Below are 13,740 nucleotides of genomic sequence, written 5' to 3'. Positions count from 1 at the left end.
CCCGCCCAGCCTCGACCACGCAGGCCCCGAGATTGGGAGACACGCCCTAGGCCCCGCCCCCGGCCCGACCGGCTAGAGCCGGGCCAGTTCGGCGGCGAGGTCGTCCAGCCCGAGCGAGCCCTGCGACAGTGCGGCCATGTGCCAGGCCTTGAGGTCGAAGTCCGCGCCGCGGGCCCGCTGCGCCGCCTCCCGGCCCTCGCGCCACGCCCGCTCCCCGAGCTTGTAGCTGATCGCCTGCCCCGGCATGCCCAGGTAGCGCACCAGCTCGCTGTCGAGGAAGGCGACGTCGGCGCCGGAGTGCTCGCCGAGGAACGCGCGGGCCAGCTCCGGCGTCCACGGCCGGCCCCGGTGCTCGGCCAGCACGCCCTCGGCGTCGTCGGGCACCGGCAGCTCCAGGTGCATGCCGATGTCGATGACGACCCGGATCGAGCGCAGCTGCTGCGCGTCGAGGAAGCCCAGCCGCTCGCCGGGGTCCGGGAAGTAGCCCAGCTCGTCCATCAGCCGCTCCGCGTACAGCGCCCAGCCCTCGACGTTGGCGCCGACCGAGCCCACCGACGTCTGGTACGTGGAGAGCTCACCGGAGACCAGCGCCCACTGGGCCAGCTGCAGGTGGTGGCCGGGGACGCCCTCGTGGTACCAGATCGACACCAGGTCCCAGAGCGGGAAGCGGGTGCGTCCGAGGGTCGGCAGCCAGGTGCGGCCCGGCCGGGAGAAGTCCTGGGCCGGGCGGGTGTAGTACGGCGCCGCGGCGCTGCCGGGCGGGGCGATCATCGCCTCCACCCGCTTCACCGGCTCCGCGAGGTCGAAGTGCGTGCCGTCCAGCGCGACGATCGCGTCGTCCATCATCTGCTGCAGCCGCTCGCGGATCGCCTCCACGCCCTCGACCGCGGGGCCGTTGACGCCGAGCCAGCGCATCGCCTCCATCGGGCCGGCAGGACGGGAACCAGCCCCCGGCAGCACCTTCTCCGCCTCGACCCGCTGCTCGGCGAGGATCCGCCGGTGCTCGGCCCAGCCCCACGCGTAGGCCTCCTCCAGCCCCGTCCCGGCCCCGAGATCGGAGCCGGTCCACCGCCGCGCGGCGACGGCGTAGCGGTCCCGGCCGACGGCGTCCGGCGTGCCCTCGGCCAGCGGGGCGTACTCGTCGCGCAGGAAGTCCCGCAGCTCGGCCACCGCCGCGTCCGCCGCCTGCGCCGCGGCGTCGAGCTCCCCGCGCAGCGCCTCGGGACCGGCCGCGACGAAGCCGGCGAAGTACGGGCCGGCCAGCCACTCGTCCAGCTGGGCGACGACGGTGCGCACCTGCCGCGGCGCCACCAGCAGGCCGCGGCGGCCGCCCTCGGTCAGGGTCGCGCGGTAGCCGCGGTACGCCTCCGGCACGCGGGCCAGCCGGCGGGCCAGGACGGACCAGTCCTCCTCGCTCGCCGCCGGCATCATGGAGAACACCTGGCGGACCGAGTGGATCGGCGTGAACAGGTTGTTCAGCGACCGGAAGCCCTCCCCCGCCTCGTGCGCGGCCAGCTCGGCGCCCAGCCGCTCGCGCAGCAGGCGGGCGCAGCGGCGCTCCACCGGGTCGTCGTCCAGCGACGGGTCGGCGGCGAGCACGCGGTCCAGCTCGGCCAGCGTGACCCGGGCCAGCTGCGCCTCCGCCTCCAGCCCGGCCGGGCTGGTGTCGGGCAGCCCGTCCGCGCGCGGGCGGGTGCCCAGCGCGGTGCCCAGGGTGGGGTCGAGCTCGGTGGCGGCCTCGACGTAGCCGTCCGCGACCTGTCTCGGGGTGGTGGGGCGGGGAGACGACGGCGGGGTCGGCGGGGCGGTCATCGGATCCGCTCCAGCCGCGCCGACATGGTCGGTCGCAGTGGACCGTCGCCGACGGCGCGGTCGATGGCGTACATCAGCGCGCCCTCGACGATGCCGTACAGCCGCACCGCCCGGCTCACCTCCGGGGCGTCGGGCGTGCGGGCGACGACGTCGCTGGTCAGCTCCCAGCTGGTCGTCGTCCGCGCGGTGCCGACGTAGATCTCGACGAGCCCGTCCGGTGCGGCCACCAGCAGCTCGACGTCGTCGTTCCCGCGGGGCCGCCAGAACCCGGACTCGCGCACGTCCGGGCCGACGATCTTCCCGTCGTCGGTCAGCCGCCAGGTGCGCGACTCGTAGGCCAGGAAGCCCCGGCCGTCGTGGCTGAACCGGATCCACTGGCCGAACCGGTGGTCGCCGCTGGTCCCGGCGGCCTGCCCCTCCCCGTGCCACTCACCCAGCAGCGGCAGCACCGAGAGGATCTCCTCGGAGACCTCGGCGCCGGTGCGGACGTCGGAGGTGTCGGGCACCGGCAGCTCGGTCTCGCCGTTCATCGCCGACCTCCCTCGGGACGCCGGGACAGGCGGACCGCGCCGTAGCCGGACCCGAGCGCTGCGAGCGCCGACAGGGTGACCAGGACCCAGGCAGAAACCATGGGAACCACCGTAGTGACGCCCCCGCCGCGGCGGGGTGCCCAGGTCGGGTCGGCAGGGGCCGTCACCGGCCCGGCCGGGTGCGCAGGTAGCGACGGCGGCCGAGGGCGGCGACCACGGTGAGCGGCACCAGCACGGCGGAGGTGAGGCCGAACAGCAGGGCGTAGCGACCGTCGTCGGCCGGGCCCGCGCTCAGGGCGGCGCCCGTGGACCCGCCGAGGAACAGGCACGCGGCGAAGAGGGGCACCACCTGGGCGCGCGCCTCGGGCGCCACCGACGTGGCCCACGTCTGGAGCGTGGAGTGCATGAAGGCCCAGGCCGCGCCGAGGAGGACGCACGCCACGAGCCCACCGACGAGACCCCGGTGGACGGCGAGGACCCCGAAGCCGCCCACGCCGGCGACCCCGCCGACGACCAGCAGGGTAGGAGTCGTGAGGCGCCCGGACAGCGGGCGGACGACGCGGGTGAAGAGGAGCACGGAGATCCCGTAGGCGGCGACCACCGAGCCGGCCACGCCCGCGCCACCCGTGATGGACTCCTGCACCCCCGGTGCGATGAAGGTGAGGACGCCGGTCAGCGCCGCACCCTCCACGAAGGCCAGCACGAGGACCAGCGCCGTCCACGGCCGGCGGACCGCGGACACCAGCGTGCGGACGGGCCGGGCGGACCCGGGCACCCGCGGCAGTTCGGGCAGGGTGCGCAGCAGCACCGCCAGGACCACGCCGGCCGCCGCGGTGGCCGCGAACGCCCAGCGCCAGCTGATCAGCTCGGCCGACCACCCGGCCCCGAGCGTGCCCGCCGCCATGCCGACGGCGACCCCTGCCATGAGGTCGGCCAGCGGCTGCTGACGCCGCTCCACCGGGACCCGCGTGCCGACGTACACCAGGGTGGACGGGATGGCCGCCGCGAACAGCCCGCCGGCGATGCTGCGCAGGACGGTCAGCGCCACGACGTCCGGCGCCAGCGCGGACGCCAGTCCCACGACCCCCGCGCCGGCGAGGGTCAGCCGCAGCGTGCGCACGGTGCCCACGCGGGCGGCGACGATGCCCCACACCGGCTGCATCAGGCCGTAGGTGAGGTAGTAGACGCTGGCCACCAGCGTCACCTCGGCCACCGACACCCGGAGGTCGGCCGCGATGACCAGCAGCATCGGCGCGATCGTCGCGCGGTCCAGCGAGCTGACCAGGTTGACGCCCTGGAGCCCGCGCAGGTGGGGGCGGGCGACGCCCGGCGGAAGGTCCTGCGCCGTGTTCACCCCTGCCGCCAGCCCACCGGGCCATGATGCCTCCGGCGGTGCCGCGACCGTCGACCCCCCGGGTGCGGCGTACCCGGCAGGCGGGATGATGGGCGGCGGCGGCACTGCGGCACGGACCAGGGGGAGCGGACATCGACATGGCCGAGGACGGCCCCCAGGGGACGGCGCCGACCCCAGCGGGCCAGGCGCTGCCCGGAACGCCGTCCTGGTACTCGGTGCTCCACGACTCGAGCTTCATGTTCGCCGCCGTCTGCGAGCTCGACGGCCGGCTGCTCACCGCCAACCTGCTCGCGGTCGAGGGCCGCGGCTTCGACCGGGCGGAGCAGCTGGGCCGGAAGTTCTGGGACACCGGGTGGTGGGCCGGCAGCGCCGCGGCGCGGGAGCGGATCCGACAGTGGTGCCAGGAGGTGGCCGCGGGCGGCGAGCCCGTCCGCGCGGTCACGGAGTTCTTCCTCGCCGACGGCAGCCGGCGGATCGCCGACTTCACGCTCCAGCTGGTGCGGGAGGGCGCGCGACCGCAGTTCCTGCTGGCCACCGGCATGGACATCACCGACCGGCTGGACGGCGAGCGCACCGTCGCCGAGGCACGCGCCGCGGGGGCCGAGGCCTCCGCCCTGCGGCGGATCGCCGCCACCCGCGCCCGGGACCTGGAGGTCCTCGGGGAGACCGAGGCGAAGCTGAGCCGCGCCCTGGCGATCAGCGAGCGGGTGCTGGCCAACGTGGCCGACGGCATCTACGGCCTCGACGCCGAGGGGCGGGTCGAGTTCGTCAACCCCTCCGCCGTCCGGATGACCGGGTTCGCCGCGGAGGAGCAGCTGGGCCACGACCAGCACGGCCTCATCCACGCCCACCGTCCCGACGGCTCCCCCTACCCGCGGGAGGAGTGCCCGGTCTGGCGCGCGCTGCGCACCGGTCGCACCGTCGTCGCCGACGACGAGACGTTCTGGCGGCGCGACGGCACCGCCATGCCGGTCGAGATGATCATCGTCCCCACGCTGGAGGACGGCGTGCAGACCGGCGTCGTGGTCTCCTTCCGCGACCTCACCGAGCGCCGGGCCGCGCAGCAGCAGGCCGCCGAGCTGGCCGAGCTGTCCGCGCGCGCGGCCAGCGAGCGGGCGCTGTCGGACCGGCTGCAGCAGTCGCTGCTCACGCCCCCGCCCGCGCCGGACCACCTGCAGATCGCCGTGCGGTACCGCCCGGCCGCGCACGAGGCGCAGGTCGGGGGCGACTGGTACGACGCGTTCCTGCAGCCCGACGGCGCCACCGTGCTGGTCATCGGCGACGTCGTGGGCCACGACAGCAGCGCCGCCGCGGCCATGGGCCAGCTCCGTGGGCTGCTGCGGGCGCTCGCCTACGACTCCGACGGCAGCCCGGCCGCGGTGCTCACGCGGGCGGAGCACGCCGCCCGGGGTCTCGACGTCGCGACCATGGCGACCGGCGTGATCGCCCGGATCGAGCGCCATCCCGACGTCCCGGTCAGCGGCATGCGGCTGCTCCGGTGGAGCAACGCCGGTCACCTGCCGCCGCTGCTGCTCGCCCCCGACGGGACCGTCACCGAGCTGACCACGCGGCCGGAGCTGATGCTGGGCATCGACCCGGATGCGCCCCGCTCCGACCACGTGGCCGACCTGCCCGACCACCACACCCTGCTGCTGGTCACCGACGGCCTGGTGGAGCGGCGGGACATCGATCTCGACGAGGGCTCCGCCCGGCTGGCCGAGGCGTTGGGCGACCTGGGCGAGCGCCCGCTGGAGGAGCTGCTGGACACCGTCCTCGCCCGGCTGCTGCCCGATGCCGGTGCCGACGACGTCGCGATCGTCGCCGTCCGCACCTTTCCGGAGGACCGCCCGCGCCCCGCGGAGGCAGGTCCCAACCGGCTCCCGCCGGGCATCGACTGACCCGACCGATCACTGAGGGCCGCGACGACCCGGGCGCCGCCGCTTCCGCCGGGCGGTGGCCGGCCCCGCCGGGCCGATCGGCATCCGGGCGCGGACGCGACAGCGCCCGCCCCGGCGGTGCCGGGACGGGCGCACTGTCACCCGATGGAGCGGCCCCCCTTCAGGGCCCCGCCCTGAGCCTGCGAAGGGTGGGTGGAAGGGGGGTCCTTCAGTCGATGACGATGGTCGTCTCGTTCAGCCCGACCTCGGCGTCGAGAACCCGCTCACCCTTGCCGACGGCGGCCAGCGAGCGGACCTTCCAGGCGCCGGGGGCGGCGAAGAACCGGAACTCGCCCTCCGGGCTGGTGACCACCTCGGCGGTGAACTCGTCGGTGGAGTCCAGCAGCCGGACGTAGGCACCGGCCACCGGGGCGCCGTCGTGCCACACCGCTCCCTGGATGACCGTCTGCGTGCTCAGGTCGATCCCGGCGAGGGAACCGCCCTGCTTCGGGGCGCCGCACATGTCAGCTCACTTCTCGATCGGGACGCCGACCAGCGAGCCGTACTCGACCCAGCTGCCGTCGTAGTTCTTGACGTTCTTCTTGCCGAGGAGCTCGCTGAGCACGAACCAGGTGTGGCTGGAGCGCTCGCCGATGCGGCAGTAGGCGATGGTCTCCAAGCTGTCGTCGAAGCCCTGCTCGCCGTACAGCGCGGCCAGCTGCTCGTCGCTCTTGAAGGTGCCGTCCTCGTTGGCCGCCTTGCTCCACGGGATGTTGATCGCCGTGGGCACGTGACCGGCCCGCTGCGACTGCTCCTGCGGGAGGTGCGCCGGGGCGAGGATCTTGCCGGAGAACTCGTCGGGCGAGCGGACGTCGACGAGGTTCTTGCTGCCGATGGCGGCCACGACCTCGTCGCGGAACGCGCGGATGGAGAGGTCGGGCTCGGAGGCCTGGTACTGGGTGGCGGGCCGGTCGACGGTGTCCTTCGACAGCGGGCGTCCGTCCAGCTCCCACTTCTTGCGGCCGCCGTCCATGAGCTTCACGTCGCGGTGGCCGTAGATCTTGAAGTACCAGTAGGCGTAGGCGGCGAACCAGTTGTTGTTGCCGCCGTAGAGCACCACGGTGTCGTCGTTGCCGATGCCCTTGGCCGACAGCAGCGCCTCGAAGGCGGTCTTGTCGAGGTAGTCGCGGCGCAGCGGGTCCTGCAGGTCCTGCTTCCAGTCCAGCTTGACGGCGCCTTCGATGTGGCCGCCGTCGTAGGCGCTGGTGTCCTCGTCGACCTCGACGAAGACGATGCCGGGCGTGCCCAGGTTCTCCTGGACCCAATCGGCGGTGACGAGCACGTCGTTGCGGCTCATGGGTGGTCCTCCGGATGATCGGTGTGCGGTCGGTCGGTCAGGCGGTGCGGGACGACGCGGATCGCTCGAGCGCGGGACTCACGGGGGAAATGGGGCATCCCGACGTCGCGGAGAGCGCGTCTGGACGGTGCGGTGCCGCCCTCTACGGGGCCGGACACAGGCAGCTGCCGACGCGGCACAGGTCCACTGTGCGGCGCGAGGTCAGCAGGATGCCCACGGCGCGAGGGTAGCCGATCACGCGGGGGTGCCTCCGTGGGCGTCCACCAGGGCGGCGAGCTCTCCGAGCCCCGGTGCGCCGCTGCTGCGGTGCAGCACCCGCCCCGCGGGGTCGAGGAAGAAGAGCGTCGGCGTGACCTCCACGCCCAGCTCGCGCACCTCGCGGAGGTGGCTCTCGGCGTCGACGTGCACGGTGGCCAGGGCCGGCCGGGTGGCGCGCAGCTGGTCCAGCCGGGCCTTCGTCGCCCGGCACGGGCCGCAGAACGCCGTCGAGAACTGGACGACGGTCAGCCCGGCCTCGCCCGGGCGCACGCCCAGGCGGTCGAACACCGGGGAGCCGTCCGGGCCCTCCTCCTGCCGCCGTCCCGTCACCCCCGGCACAACCGGACCGGTCCGGGGCGCTATTCCGCCGTCAGCACGGCGTCGCGCGCCTCGACCCGGACGTCCACCCCATCGCTCGCGGGCGTGACGTCGGTGAGCTGGAGGCCGAACGGAAGCTCCAGCCGGTAGCGCAGGTCGAGGAGGTCGGCCGCCCGGCCGACCAGGGCGCGGGGGACGTCCACCCCGGCGCCGGAGGCTCGTTCCACGTCGATGACCAGTTCGTCGCCGTCCACCGACACGGTGCCGGCCGCGGTGAGCGGCAGCGAGTAGCCGAGGATCTCGACGGTCCGGGTGATCCGCAGCCCGTTCCCCTCTGGCGCCAGGGTGGTGTTGCCGCCGAGCTCTCCGGCCAGCAGCTCGTAGGACAGCGTCGCCGTGCCGTCGATGCTGTCGACCGGCACCTCCCGGACCTCGCCGGAGAGCACCGAGGACAGCGGCAGGGAGACCCCGCGCAGGGCGATGTCGGCCTCAGTCCCCTCGGGCCGGCCCAGCTGCTCGGCGGTCAGCGAGATGCGGACGTCGTCGTACCTGCCGCCGACGGCCTGGGTGAGGAACGGGAAGCCGCGGATGTCGATGTCCGGCTCGCCGGCCAGGCCGCCCTGGTCCGCGAGCTGCAGCGCCACCTGCCCCTCTGCGACGACCACCGCCACCCGGTCGACCAGCACCGCCAGGCCGGCCAGCAGCAGGAGCAGGACGGCGAGGACCTTCACAGCAGCGTCAGCAGGCCGACCGCGACCGGCGCCGCCGCGGCCATCGGCAGCACGACCTGCACCACGGTCAGCACCCAGGGCGACGAGTCGCCCGGTGCGGCGCCGGCCTCCACCACGACGTAGCTGGCGGCCACCGCCACCAGCGCGACGACGCCGGCCACCACCGCGCCGAGCAGCAGCGCGCGGAGCATCCCCAGGTCGGCGAGGTCACGGGCGGCGAAGGCCACCCCCGCGCCGGCGAGCACGGCCAGCACCAGGCCGACCAGACCGCGCGGCACGCCGTCGGCCACGCGCGGGCGCGGCAGCACCCGGTCCACCAGGTGGCCGACCGCGAGCGACACCCCGGCGGCCAGCGCGACGAGCACCAGCCGGCCCTCGTCGGACGTGCCGAGCACCAGCAGCGCCGCCAGCGCCCCGACGGCGGTCAGCAGCAGCGCCGCGCCGGCCAGCGAGTCGACCAGGGCGTGCCGCGGGGACCGCAGCATCTGCTGCAGCACCGCGGCCAGGAAGCCCACGCCCAGCACCGCCAGCAGCCCGCCGAGCACGGGGCGCTGCGGTAGGACCAGCACCAGGTCGGCGGCGACCGCCGCGGCCGTGCCGACGGTCAGCGAGGCCGTGAAGCCACGCATCCTGGCGACCAGCACCCAGGACAGCACGAGCGCCAGCTGCAGCACCAGGACGGCGGCCAGCGCCCCGACGCCGTCGAGGGCGGCAGGCAGCCCGGCCAGCAGACCGGTGGCGAGCACCGCCACCCCGGCGGCGGGCAGGTGGTGCGCCCGGTCCGGCGTCGCGGGCGGGGCGGCGGTCGAACTCACCCCCGGATCGTCTCAGAAGCCCAGCGCCCGATCCGTTCGACGAGCGGGGCCGAGGCGCTGCTCTCGGCGTGTCCGAAGCCGGGGACCACCCAGGCGGTGGCACCCGGGTCGGTGACGCCGTGCGCGACGACGAAGGTCAGCGCCGTACCGGCCGCGGCGGCCGGCACCACGAGGCCGTCGAGCTCCACCCCGTCCCCGGCCGTCACCCGCAACGGGCGGGTGCCGACGAGTTCGGGCACGTCGACGGGCACGTCGGCTATCCTGCCCTCTCACCTCGACAGCGTGGTCGCAGGTCCGGCCGACGTCCGCCGGCCACGGCCCCTGAGGAGACGACATGCGACTCGTGCTCATGACCGCCGCCCGGCAGGCGACGACCGAGGTGCTGCCCGCCCTCGGCCTGCTCGGTCACCAGGTGCGCGTGGTCGCTCCCGAGCTGTCCAGCCTGCTCGACGGCGACTCCGGCGACGTCGTGCTCGTCGACGCCCGGCACGACCTCATCCGGGCGCGCACGCTCTGCGGGCTGCTCTCCTCCACCGGCGTCGCCGCCGCACTGGTCGCCGTCCTGTCCGAGGGCGGCCTGGTCGCCCTGTCGGCCGACTGGGGCGTGGACGACGTGCTGCTCGACACCGCCGGCCCCGCCGAGGTGGACGCCCGGCTCAAGTGGGCCACCTCCCGCCGGCTGGCCGCCGCGACGCCCGCGGACGGCGCCGACGGCGGCGTGACGCAGGCCGGCGAGCTGGTCATCGACGAGCACAGCTACTCCGCGAAGCTGCGTGGCCGCGCCCTCGATCTGACCTACAAGGAGTTCGAGCTCCTCAAGTACCTCGCCCAGCACCCGGGCCGGGTCTTCTCCCGCGCCCAGCTGCTGCAGGAGATCTGGGGCTACGACTACTTCGGCGGCACCCGCACCGTCGACGTCCACGTGCGCCGGCTCCGGGCCAAGCTCGGTACCGAGCACGAGGCGCTGATCGGCACCGTGCGCAACGTCGGCTACAAGCTCGACCAGCAGGTGGCCGACGCCGCCGCCAAGGCCGCCGCCTCGGACGACAGGACCGACGCCGAACTGGTCTGATGGCGCAGGTGAGCACCGGCAGCACATCCGACGTCGACGTCCCCGCGGTCCTCGAACTGCTGCGCGCCGCCACCGCGGCCGACGGCGTGCGCCCGCTGTCGGAGGACGCCGAGCTGCGTCTGCAGCACCGCTCCCCCGGCGGCTCCGACCTGGTGGTGCGCAGCGACGACGGCGCCCTCGCCGGCTACGCGCGGCTGGACGACGGCGTCGCGGAGCTGGTCGTCCACCCCGAGCACCGGCGCCGCGGGCACGGGACGGCGCTGCTGCGCCAGGTGCTCGACGCGGCCGGCGACCGCGCGCTGGACGTCTGGGCGCACGGGGACCTGCCCGGCTCGGCCGAGCTGCTCGCCGCGCACGGCTTCGACCGCGCACGGGTCCTGCTGCAGATGCGGCGCGACCTCGCCGGCGTCGACCCCGACCCCCGGCCCGCCCTCGCCGACGGCGTCACGGTGGCGCCGTTCCGCCCCGGCCGGGACGAGGACGCGTGGCTGGCGGTGAACGCCCGCGCCTTCGCCTGGCACCCGGAGCAGGGACGCATGACCGCGGCGGACCTGGCGCTCCGGGAGGCCGAGCCGTGGTTCGACCCCGAGGGTTTCCTGCTCGCCTGGCGCGGTCGGCCGGACGACGGCGGGGAGCTGCTCGGCTTCCACTGGACGAAGGTGCATCCGGCCGGTGACGCAGGCCCGGAGCCGGTCGGGGAGATCTACGTGCTCGGCGTCGACCCGGGCGCGCAGGGCCTGGGCCTGGGCCGGGCGCTCACCGACCTGGGGCTGGCCCACCTGCGCGGGCGGGGCCTGGCCGAGGTGCTCCTGTACGTGGAGGAGGACAACCAGGCGGCCGTGCGGCTCTACGAGGCACGGGGTTTCCAGCGGTTCGCCGTCGACGTGGCGTGGCGGTCGGCGCGCGGCTGACGGCCTCCGGCCAGCCCGCCGGGGACGCTCAGCCCTCCCCCCACAGCTCCTCGGTCGGGGGCAGCTGCGGACAGGACTCGTTGAGGAGTTCCCAGTGGGCCGCGTCCCGCGGCTCGACGAAGGAGTACGGGTTCCACGGCCCGGCCGCGGATTCGTCGCCCTCCGCGACATGCGCCGCATCGATCCATCCGTCCCTCGGCGGCGCCGCCGGGACGTCCTGGCCGTGTTCCCGCAGGCACGGGGTCAGCGTGTGCGCGTAGTAGTCGAACACCACACCCTGCTGCTCCCGGGTCAGCTCGCGCAGATACCGGGGGTGGGTGCTGAACCTGGCGCTGCACACGTACACGTCCTCGTTGTAGGCAGCCTGGTCCCCCGGGTCCATGTCGCCGGAGTCCAGCGACCCGTCGCTGGACGCCCGGACGCCGGGCCAGCCGGCTTCGACCAGGCACGCCGCGAGGACGCGGGGCGCCTCGTCGAGGTCCACGTACCGCTCGAGGGCGATCTCCGGGGGGTCGGTGATCCCGTAGAGCTCGGCCAGGTCGTGCAGATGATCGGAGCGGGCCTCGGCGGTGGACCTGACCCCCTCGTCGGGGCGCGCCGCGCAGCTCGTCGCGAGCGCGGCACAGGCCACGACCGCGAGGACGGCATGCACTGGTCGAGTACGCACCTGCGTTCCTTCCCTCGGTCCTCGGTCCTCGGGCGCGGTGCTCGGGCGCCCGGTGGCCGCTCGGGCGACAGGGTGTCGCCCGAGCGGCCCGGTGCTCAGTAGTCGCAGGTGAGCCGGGACGAGAAGATCGACCCGTTCGTGTTGACCTGCGCGGAGGTGACGCTGGTCCAGTCGCCGGGGTTGTACAGCGTGGTCCGACGGGTGCCGCCGTTCACGTACTGCTTCTGCCGGATCTGGCTGTTCCGGAAGTGCACGTGGTTGGTGGTCCCGGTCGAGGACGCGGTGGAGAGGATGAGGCTCGAGCCGCAGTTGAGGGCGCCGAAGCTGTGGATCTCGGCGGAAGCAGGAGCGGCCATGGCGATGATCGCAGCGGGGACGACCGCTCCGGCCAGGACCCGGGAGAGACGGAACTTCATGGTGCCTTCTTCCTGTCGGTGTGCCCGCCGGACCGGCGGCGGAATGGAAGTTATTGACGCACCGGTTCCTGCACAACAGCGTTCCGGTAATTTGTCGTCTTGTAATCCGAGGTTCATCGCGGCGCGGTCGGCGCGCAACTCCGAGCCCGCTCCCGGGGCCTCGGCACGGACCGCCTAGCGGATAACCACCCCCGCGGAGCACACCGCCCCGGACCTCCGGACCACCGCGCGAGGCCGTCGCGGGAGGGTCTCCCCAGCAGGTCGCAGGCGATCCGGCCGGCGCCGCGAGTCCTCGTCCAACCCGCCACAAAAGGCGATTCCTGCCCCGGAGTGACCCGGGACACCGGTGATCATCGAAGACCTCAGCGGTCGTTCACCGTCCGTTCACCTGAGCTGGGTCGGCGCGCCACCTGGCCTCCCTAGCGTCCTCTCCCGACGGTCCATAGCAGCCCGGAGAAGGTCCGGGCCCATGTCGAGAGGCACTGAGTTGAAGCTCCGCACCAAGACGCGCGCCACGGCCCTGTCCATGGCGCTCGCCGGCACCCTCGCGCTCGCCGCCTGTGGTGCTTCCAACGAGTCGGGCAACGGGGGCGGTGGCGGCGGCAGCGACGAGCAGTCCCTCAGCGGAGACCTCGTCGGCGCGGGCGCGAGCAGCCAGCAGGCCGCCATGGAGGCCTGGCAGGCCGGCTTCCAGGGCGAGTACCCGGACGTGAACTTCAGCTACGACCCGGTCGGCTCCGGCGGTGGGCGCGAGCAGTTCGTCGCCGGCAACACCGACTTCGCCGGCTCGGACGCGGCACTGGACGAGGAGGAGCTGGCCGCCGCGCAGGAGCGCTGCGCCGGCGGGGAGATCTTCGAGCTCCCGAACTACATCTCGCCGATCGCGGTGCTGTTCAACCTCGAGGGCGTCGACGACCTCAACCTGTCGCCCGACACGATCGCCTCCATCTTCACCGGCGGGATCACCACCTGGAACGACCCGGCCATCGCCGCGGACAACCCGGACGCCACGCTGCCGGACGTGCCGATCACGCCGGTCCACCGCGCCGACGACTCGGGCACCACGGACAACTTCACCGACTACCTGTTCCAGGCCGCCGGTGACATCTGGACCAACGAGCCCGACGGCGTGTGGCCGCTGGAGGGTGGCGAGGCCGCCAACCAGACCAGCGGTGTCGTGAGCGTCGTCGAGGGTCGCAACGGCGCCATCACCTACGCCGACGCCAGCCGCGCCGGCTCCCTGGGTGTGGCGAACGTGGGCGTGGGCGACGAGTTCGTCGCCCCCACCGCCGAGTCCGCCTCCGCCGTGGTGGAGAACTCGCCGGCGGTCGAGGGCCGGGGCGAGTACGACGGCGCCATCGAGCTCAACCGCACCACGGAGGGCTCGGGCGAGTACCCGATCGTCCTGGTCAGCTACCACGTCGGCTGCATCGAGTACGACGACCAGGCGGCTGCTGACAACGTGAAGGCGTTCATGGAGTACGTGATCAGCGAGGACGGCCAGGCAGCGGCCGAGGAGAACGCCGGCAGCGCGCCGATCTCCGACGCCCTGCGGGAGAAGGCACAGTCCGCGGTCGACGCGATCACCGCCGCGAGCTGACCTCAGTACGCCACGATGGCCC

At 74.3% G+C, this 13,740-nt stretch carries 15 protein-coding genes; 4 read left to right on the top strand and 11 right to left on the bottom strand.

Features of this window, described 5'->3' with window-relative positions; all coding sequences use genetic code 11:
• Positions 1 to 72: 72 nt before the first annotated feature.
• The 3 genes from GCU60_RS17490 to GCU60_RS17480 all read right to left on the bottom strand — a co-directional run bounded on the left by GCU60_RS17490 (position 73) and on the right by GCU60_RS17480 (position 3,696).
• Positions 73 to 1,812 (bottom strand): DUF885 domain-containing protein, encoded by a 1,740-nt coding sequence (locus tag GCU60_RS17490; protein ID WP_163207602.1) that lies wholly within the window; start codon positions 1,810 to 1,812, stop codon positions 73 to 75.
• Positions 1,809 to 2,342 carry an FABP family protein gene (locus GCU60_RS17485; RefSeq protein WP_163207600.1) on the bottom strand — a complete coding sequence of 178 codons (534 nt, stop codon included), beginning with the start codon at positions 2,340 to 2,342 and terminating at the stop codon, positions 1,809 to 1,811. The genes GCU60_RS17490 and GCU60_RS17485 overlap by 4 nt, the downstream gene beginning before the upstream one ends.
• 163 nt (positions 2,343 to 2,505) lie before the next feature.
• Positions 2,506 to 3,696, bottom strand: coding sequence for an MFS transporter (locus GCU60_RS17480; RefSeq protein WP_163207598.1), 1,191 nt, complete (start codon positions 3,694 to 3,696; stop codon positions 2,506 to 2,508).
• Positions 3,697 to 3,833: 137 nt separating this feature from the next.
• On the opposite strand from GCU60_RS17480, the gene GCU60_RS17475 reads away from it, so the two are divergent.
• Positions 3,834 to 5,594: a SpoIIE family protein phosphatase gene (locus GCU60_RS17475; protein WP_163207596.1), complete on the top strand. Its 1,761-nt coding sequence runs from the start codon at positions 3,834 to 3,836 to the stop codon at positions 5,592 to 5,594.
• 208 nt (positions 5,595 to 5,802) lie between these two features.
• Here GCU60_RS17475 and GCU60_RS17470 read toward each other — a convergent pair whose 3' ends face one another.
• From GCU60_RS17470 to GCU60_RS17445, 6 genes are all read right to left on the bottom strand, one after another.
• Positions 5,803 to 6,096, bottom strand: a complete 294-nt coding sequence (locus tag GCU60_RS17470; protein ID WP_163207594.1) for a DUF1416 domain-containing protein — start codon at positions 6,094 to 6,096, stop codon at positions 5,803 to 5,805.
• A gap of 6 nt (positions 6,097 to 6,102) precedes the next feature.
• Positions 6,103 to 6,930 carry a sulfurtransferase gene (locus GCU60_RS17465; protein ID WP_163207592.1) on the bottom strand — a complete coding sequence of 276 codons (828 nt, stop codon included), beginning with the start codon at positions 6,928 to 6,930 and terminating at the stop codon, positions 6,103 to 6,105.
• A gap of 234 nt (positions 6,931 to 7,164) precedes the next feature.
• On the bottom strand, positions 7,165 to 7,518 hold the full coding sequence (locus tag GCU60_RS17460) for a thioredoxin domain-containing protein (RefSeq protein ID WP_163207590.1): 354 nt from the start codon (positions 7,516 to 7,518) through the stop codon (positions 7,165 to 7,167).
• A gap of 29 nt (positions 7,519 to 7,547) precedes the next feature.
• Entirely contained in the window at positions 7,548 to 8,237 is a 690-nt protein-coding gene (locus tag GCU60_RS17455; RefSeq protein WP_163207588.1) for an LmeA family phospholipid-binding protein, read from the bottom strand.
• Positions 8,234 to 9,052: a hypothetical protein gene (locus GCU60_RS17450; protein WP_163207586.1), complete on the bottom strand. Its 819-nt coding sequence runs from the start codon at positions 9,050 to 9,052 to the stop codon at positions 8,234 to 8,236. The genes GCU60_RS17455 and GCU60_RS17450 overlap by 4 nt, the downstream gene beginning before the upstream one ends.
• Positions 9,049 to 9,303, bottom strand: a complete 255-nt coding sequence (locus GCU60_RS17445) for a hypothetical protein (protein ID WP_163207584.1) — start codon at positions 9,301 to 9,303, stop codon at positions 9,049 to 9,051. Before GCU60_RS17445 ends, GCU60_RS17450 begins: the two co-directional genes overlap by 4 nt.
• An 83-nt stretch (positions 9,304 to 9,386) precedes the next feature.
• Between GCU60_RS17445 and GCU60_RS17440 the strand changes: the two genes are divergently transcribed.
• On the top strand, positions 9,387 to 10,124 hold the full coding sequence (locus GCU60_RS17440; RefSeq protein ID WP_163207582.1) for a winged helix-turn-helix transcriptional regulator: 738 nt from the start codon (positions 9,387 to 9,389) through the stop codon (positions 10,122 to 10,124).
• An 8-nt stretch (positions 10,125 to 10,132) separates the two neighbouring features.
• The gene (gene mshD / locus GCU60_RS17435; RefSeq protein ID WP_345770671.1) at positions 10,133 to 11,035 is read left to right on the top strand and encodes a mycothiol synthase; all 903 of its coding nucleotides are present in this window, start codon (positions 10,133 to 10,135) and stop codon (positions 11,033 to 11,035) included.
• A gap of 28 nt (positions 11,036 to 11,063) precedes the next feature.
• Here mshD and GCU60_RS17430 read toward each other — a convergent pair whose 3' ends face one another.
• Together GCU60_RS17430 and GCU60_RS17425 are read right to left on the bottom strand one after the other, a co-directional pair.
• Entirely contained in the window at positions 11,064 to 11,702 is a 639-nt protein-coding gene (locus GCU60_RS17430) for a hypothetical protein (protein WP_163207578.1), read from the bottom strand.
• A 95-nt stretch (positions 11,703 to 11,797) separates the two neighbouring features.
• Positions 11,798 to 12,118 carry a hypothetical protein gene (locus GCU60_RS17425; RefSeq protein ID WP_163207576.1) on the bottom strand — a complete coding sequence of 107 codons (321 nt, stop codon included), beginning with the start codon at positions 12,116 to 12,118 and terminating at the stop codon, positions 11,798 to 11,800.
• Between the two features lie 469 nt (positions 12,119 to 12,587).
• Between GCU60_RS17425 and pstS the strand changes: the two genes are divergently transcribed.
• Positions 12,588 to 13,718, top strand: a complete 1,131-nt coding sequence (gene pstS, locus GCU60_RS17420; RefSeq protein ID WP_163207574.1) for a phosphate ABC transporter substrate-binding protein PstS — start codon at positions 12,588 to 12,590, stop codon at positions 13,716 to 13,718.
• The last annotated feature ends 22 nt before the right edge of the window (positions 13,719 to 13,740 follow it).

Origin of the sequence: Blastococcus saxobsidens (assembly GCF_010682065.1) — a bacterium.
Taxonomy (GTDB): Bacteria; Actinomycetota; Actinomycetes; order Mycobacteriales; family Geodermatophilaceae; genus Blastococcus; species Blastococcus saxobsidens_B.
This window is presented reverse-complemented; position numbering and strand designations above follow the sequence as displayed.

Excerpts from the sequence above, each read along its gene's own strand:
- GCU60_RS17440 (WP_163207582.1), top strand. The coding sequence starts at position 9,387 with ATGCGACTCGTGCTCATGACCGCCGCCCGGCAGGCGACGACCGAGGTG.
- GCU60_RS17470 (WP_163207594.1), bottom strand. The coding sequence starts at position 6,096 with ATGTGCGGCGCCCCGAAGCAGGGCGGTTCCCTCGCCGGGATCGACCTG.
- pstS (WP_163207574.1), top strand. The coding sequence starts at position 12,588 with ATGTCGAGAGGCACTGAGTTGAAGCTCCGCACCAAGACGCGCGCCACG.
- GCU60_RS17485 (WP_163207600.1), bottom strand. The coding sequence starts at position 2,342 with ATGAACGGCGAGACCGAGCTGCCGGTGCCCGACACCTCCGACGTCCGC.
- GCU60_RS17490 (WP_163207602.1), bottom strand. The coding sequence starts at position 1,812 with ATGACCGCCCCGCCGACCCCGCCGTCGTCTCCCCGCCCCACCACCCCG.
- GCU60_RS17465 (WP_163207592.1), bottom strand. The coding sequence starts at position 6,930 with ATGAGCCGCAACGACGTGCTCGTCACCGCCGATTGGGTCCAGGAGAAC.
- GCU60_RS17425 (WP_163207576.1), bottom strand. The coding sequence starts at position 12,118 with ATGAAGTTCCGTCTCTCCCGGGTCCTGGCCGGAGCGGTCGTCCCCGCT.
- GCU60_RS17475 (WP_163207596.1), top strand. The coding sequence starts at position 3,834 with ATGGCCGAGGACGGCCCCCAGGGGACGGCGCCGACCCCAGCGGGCCAG.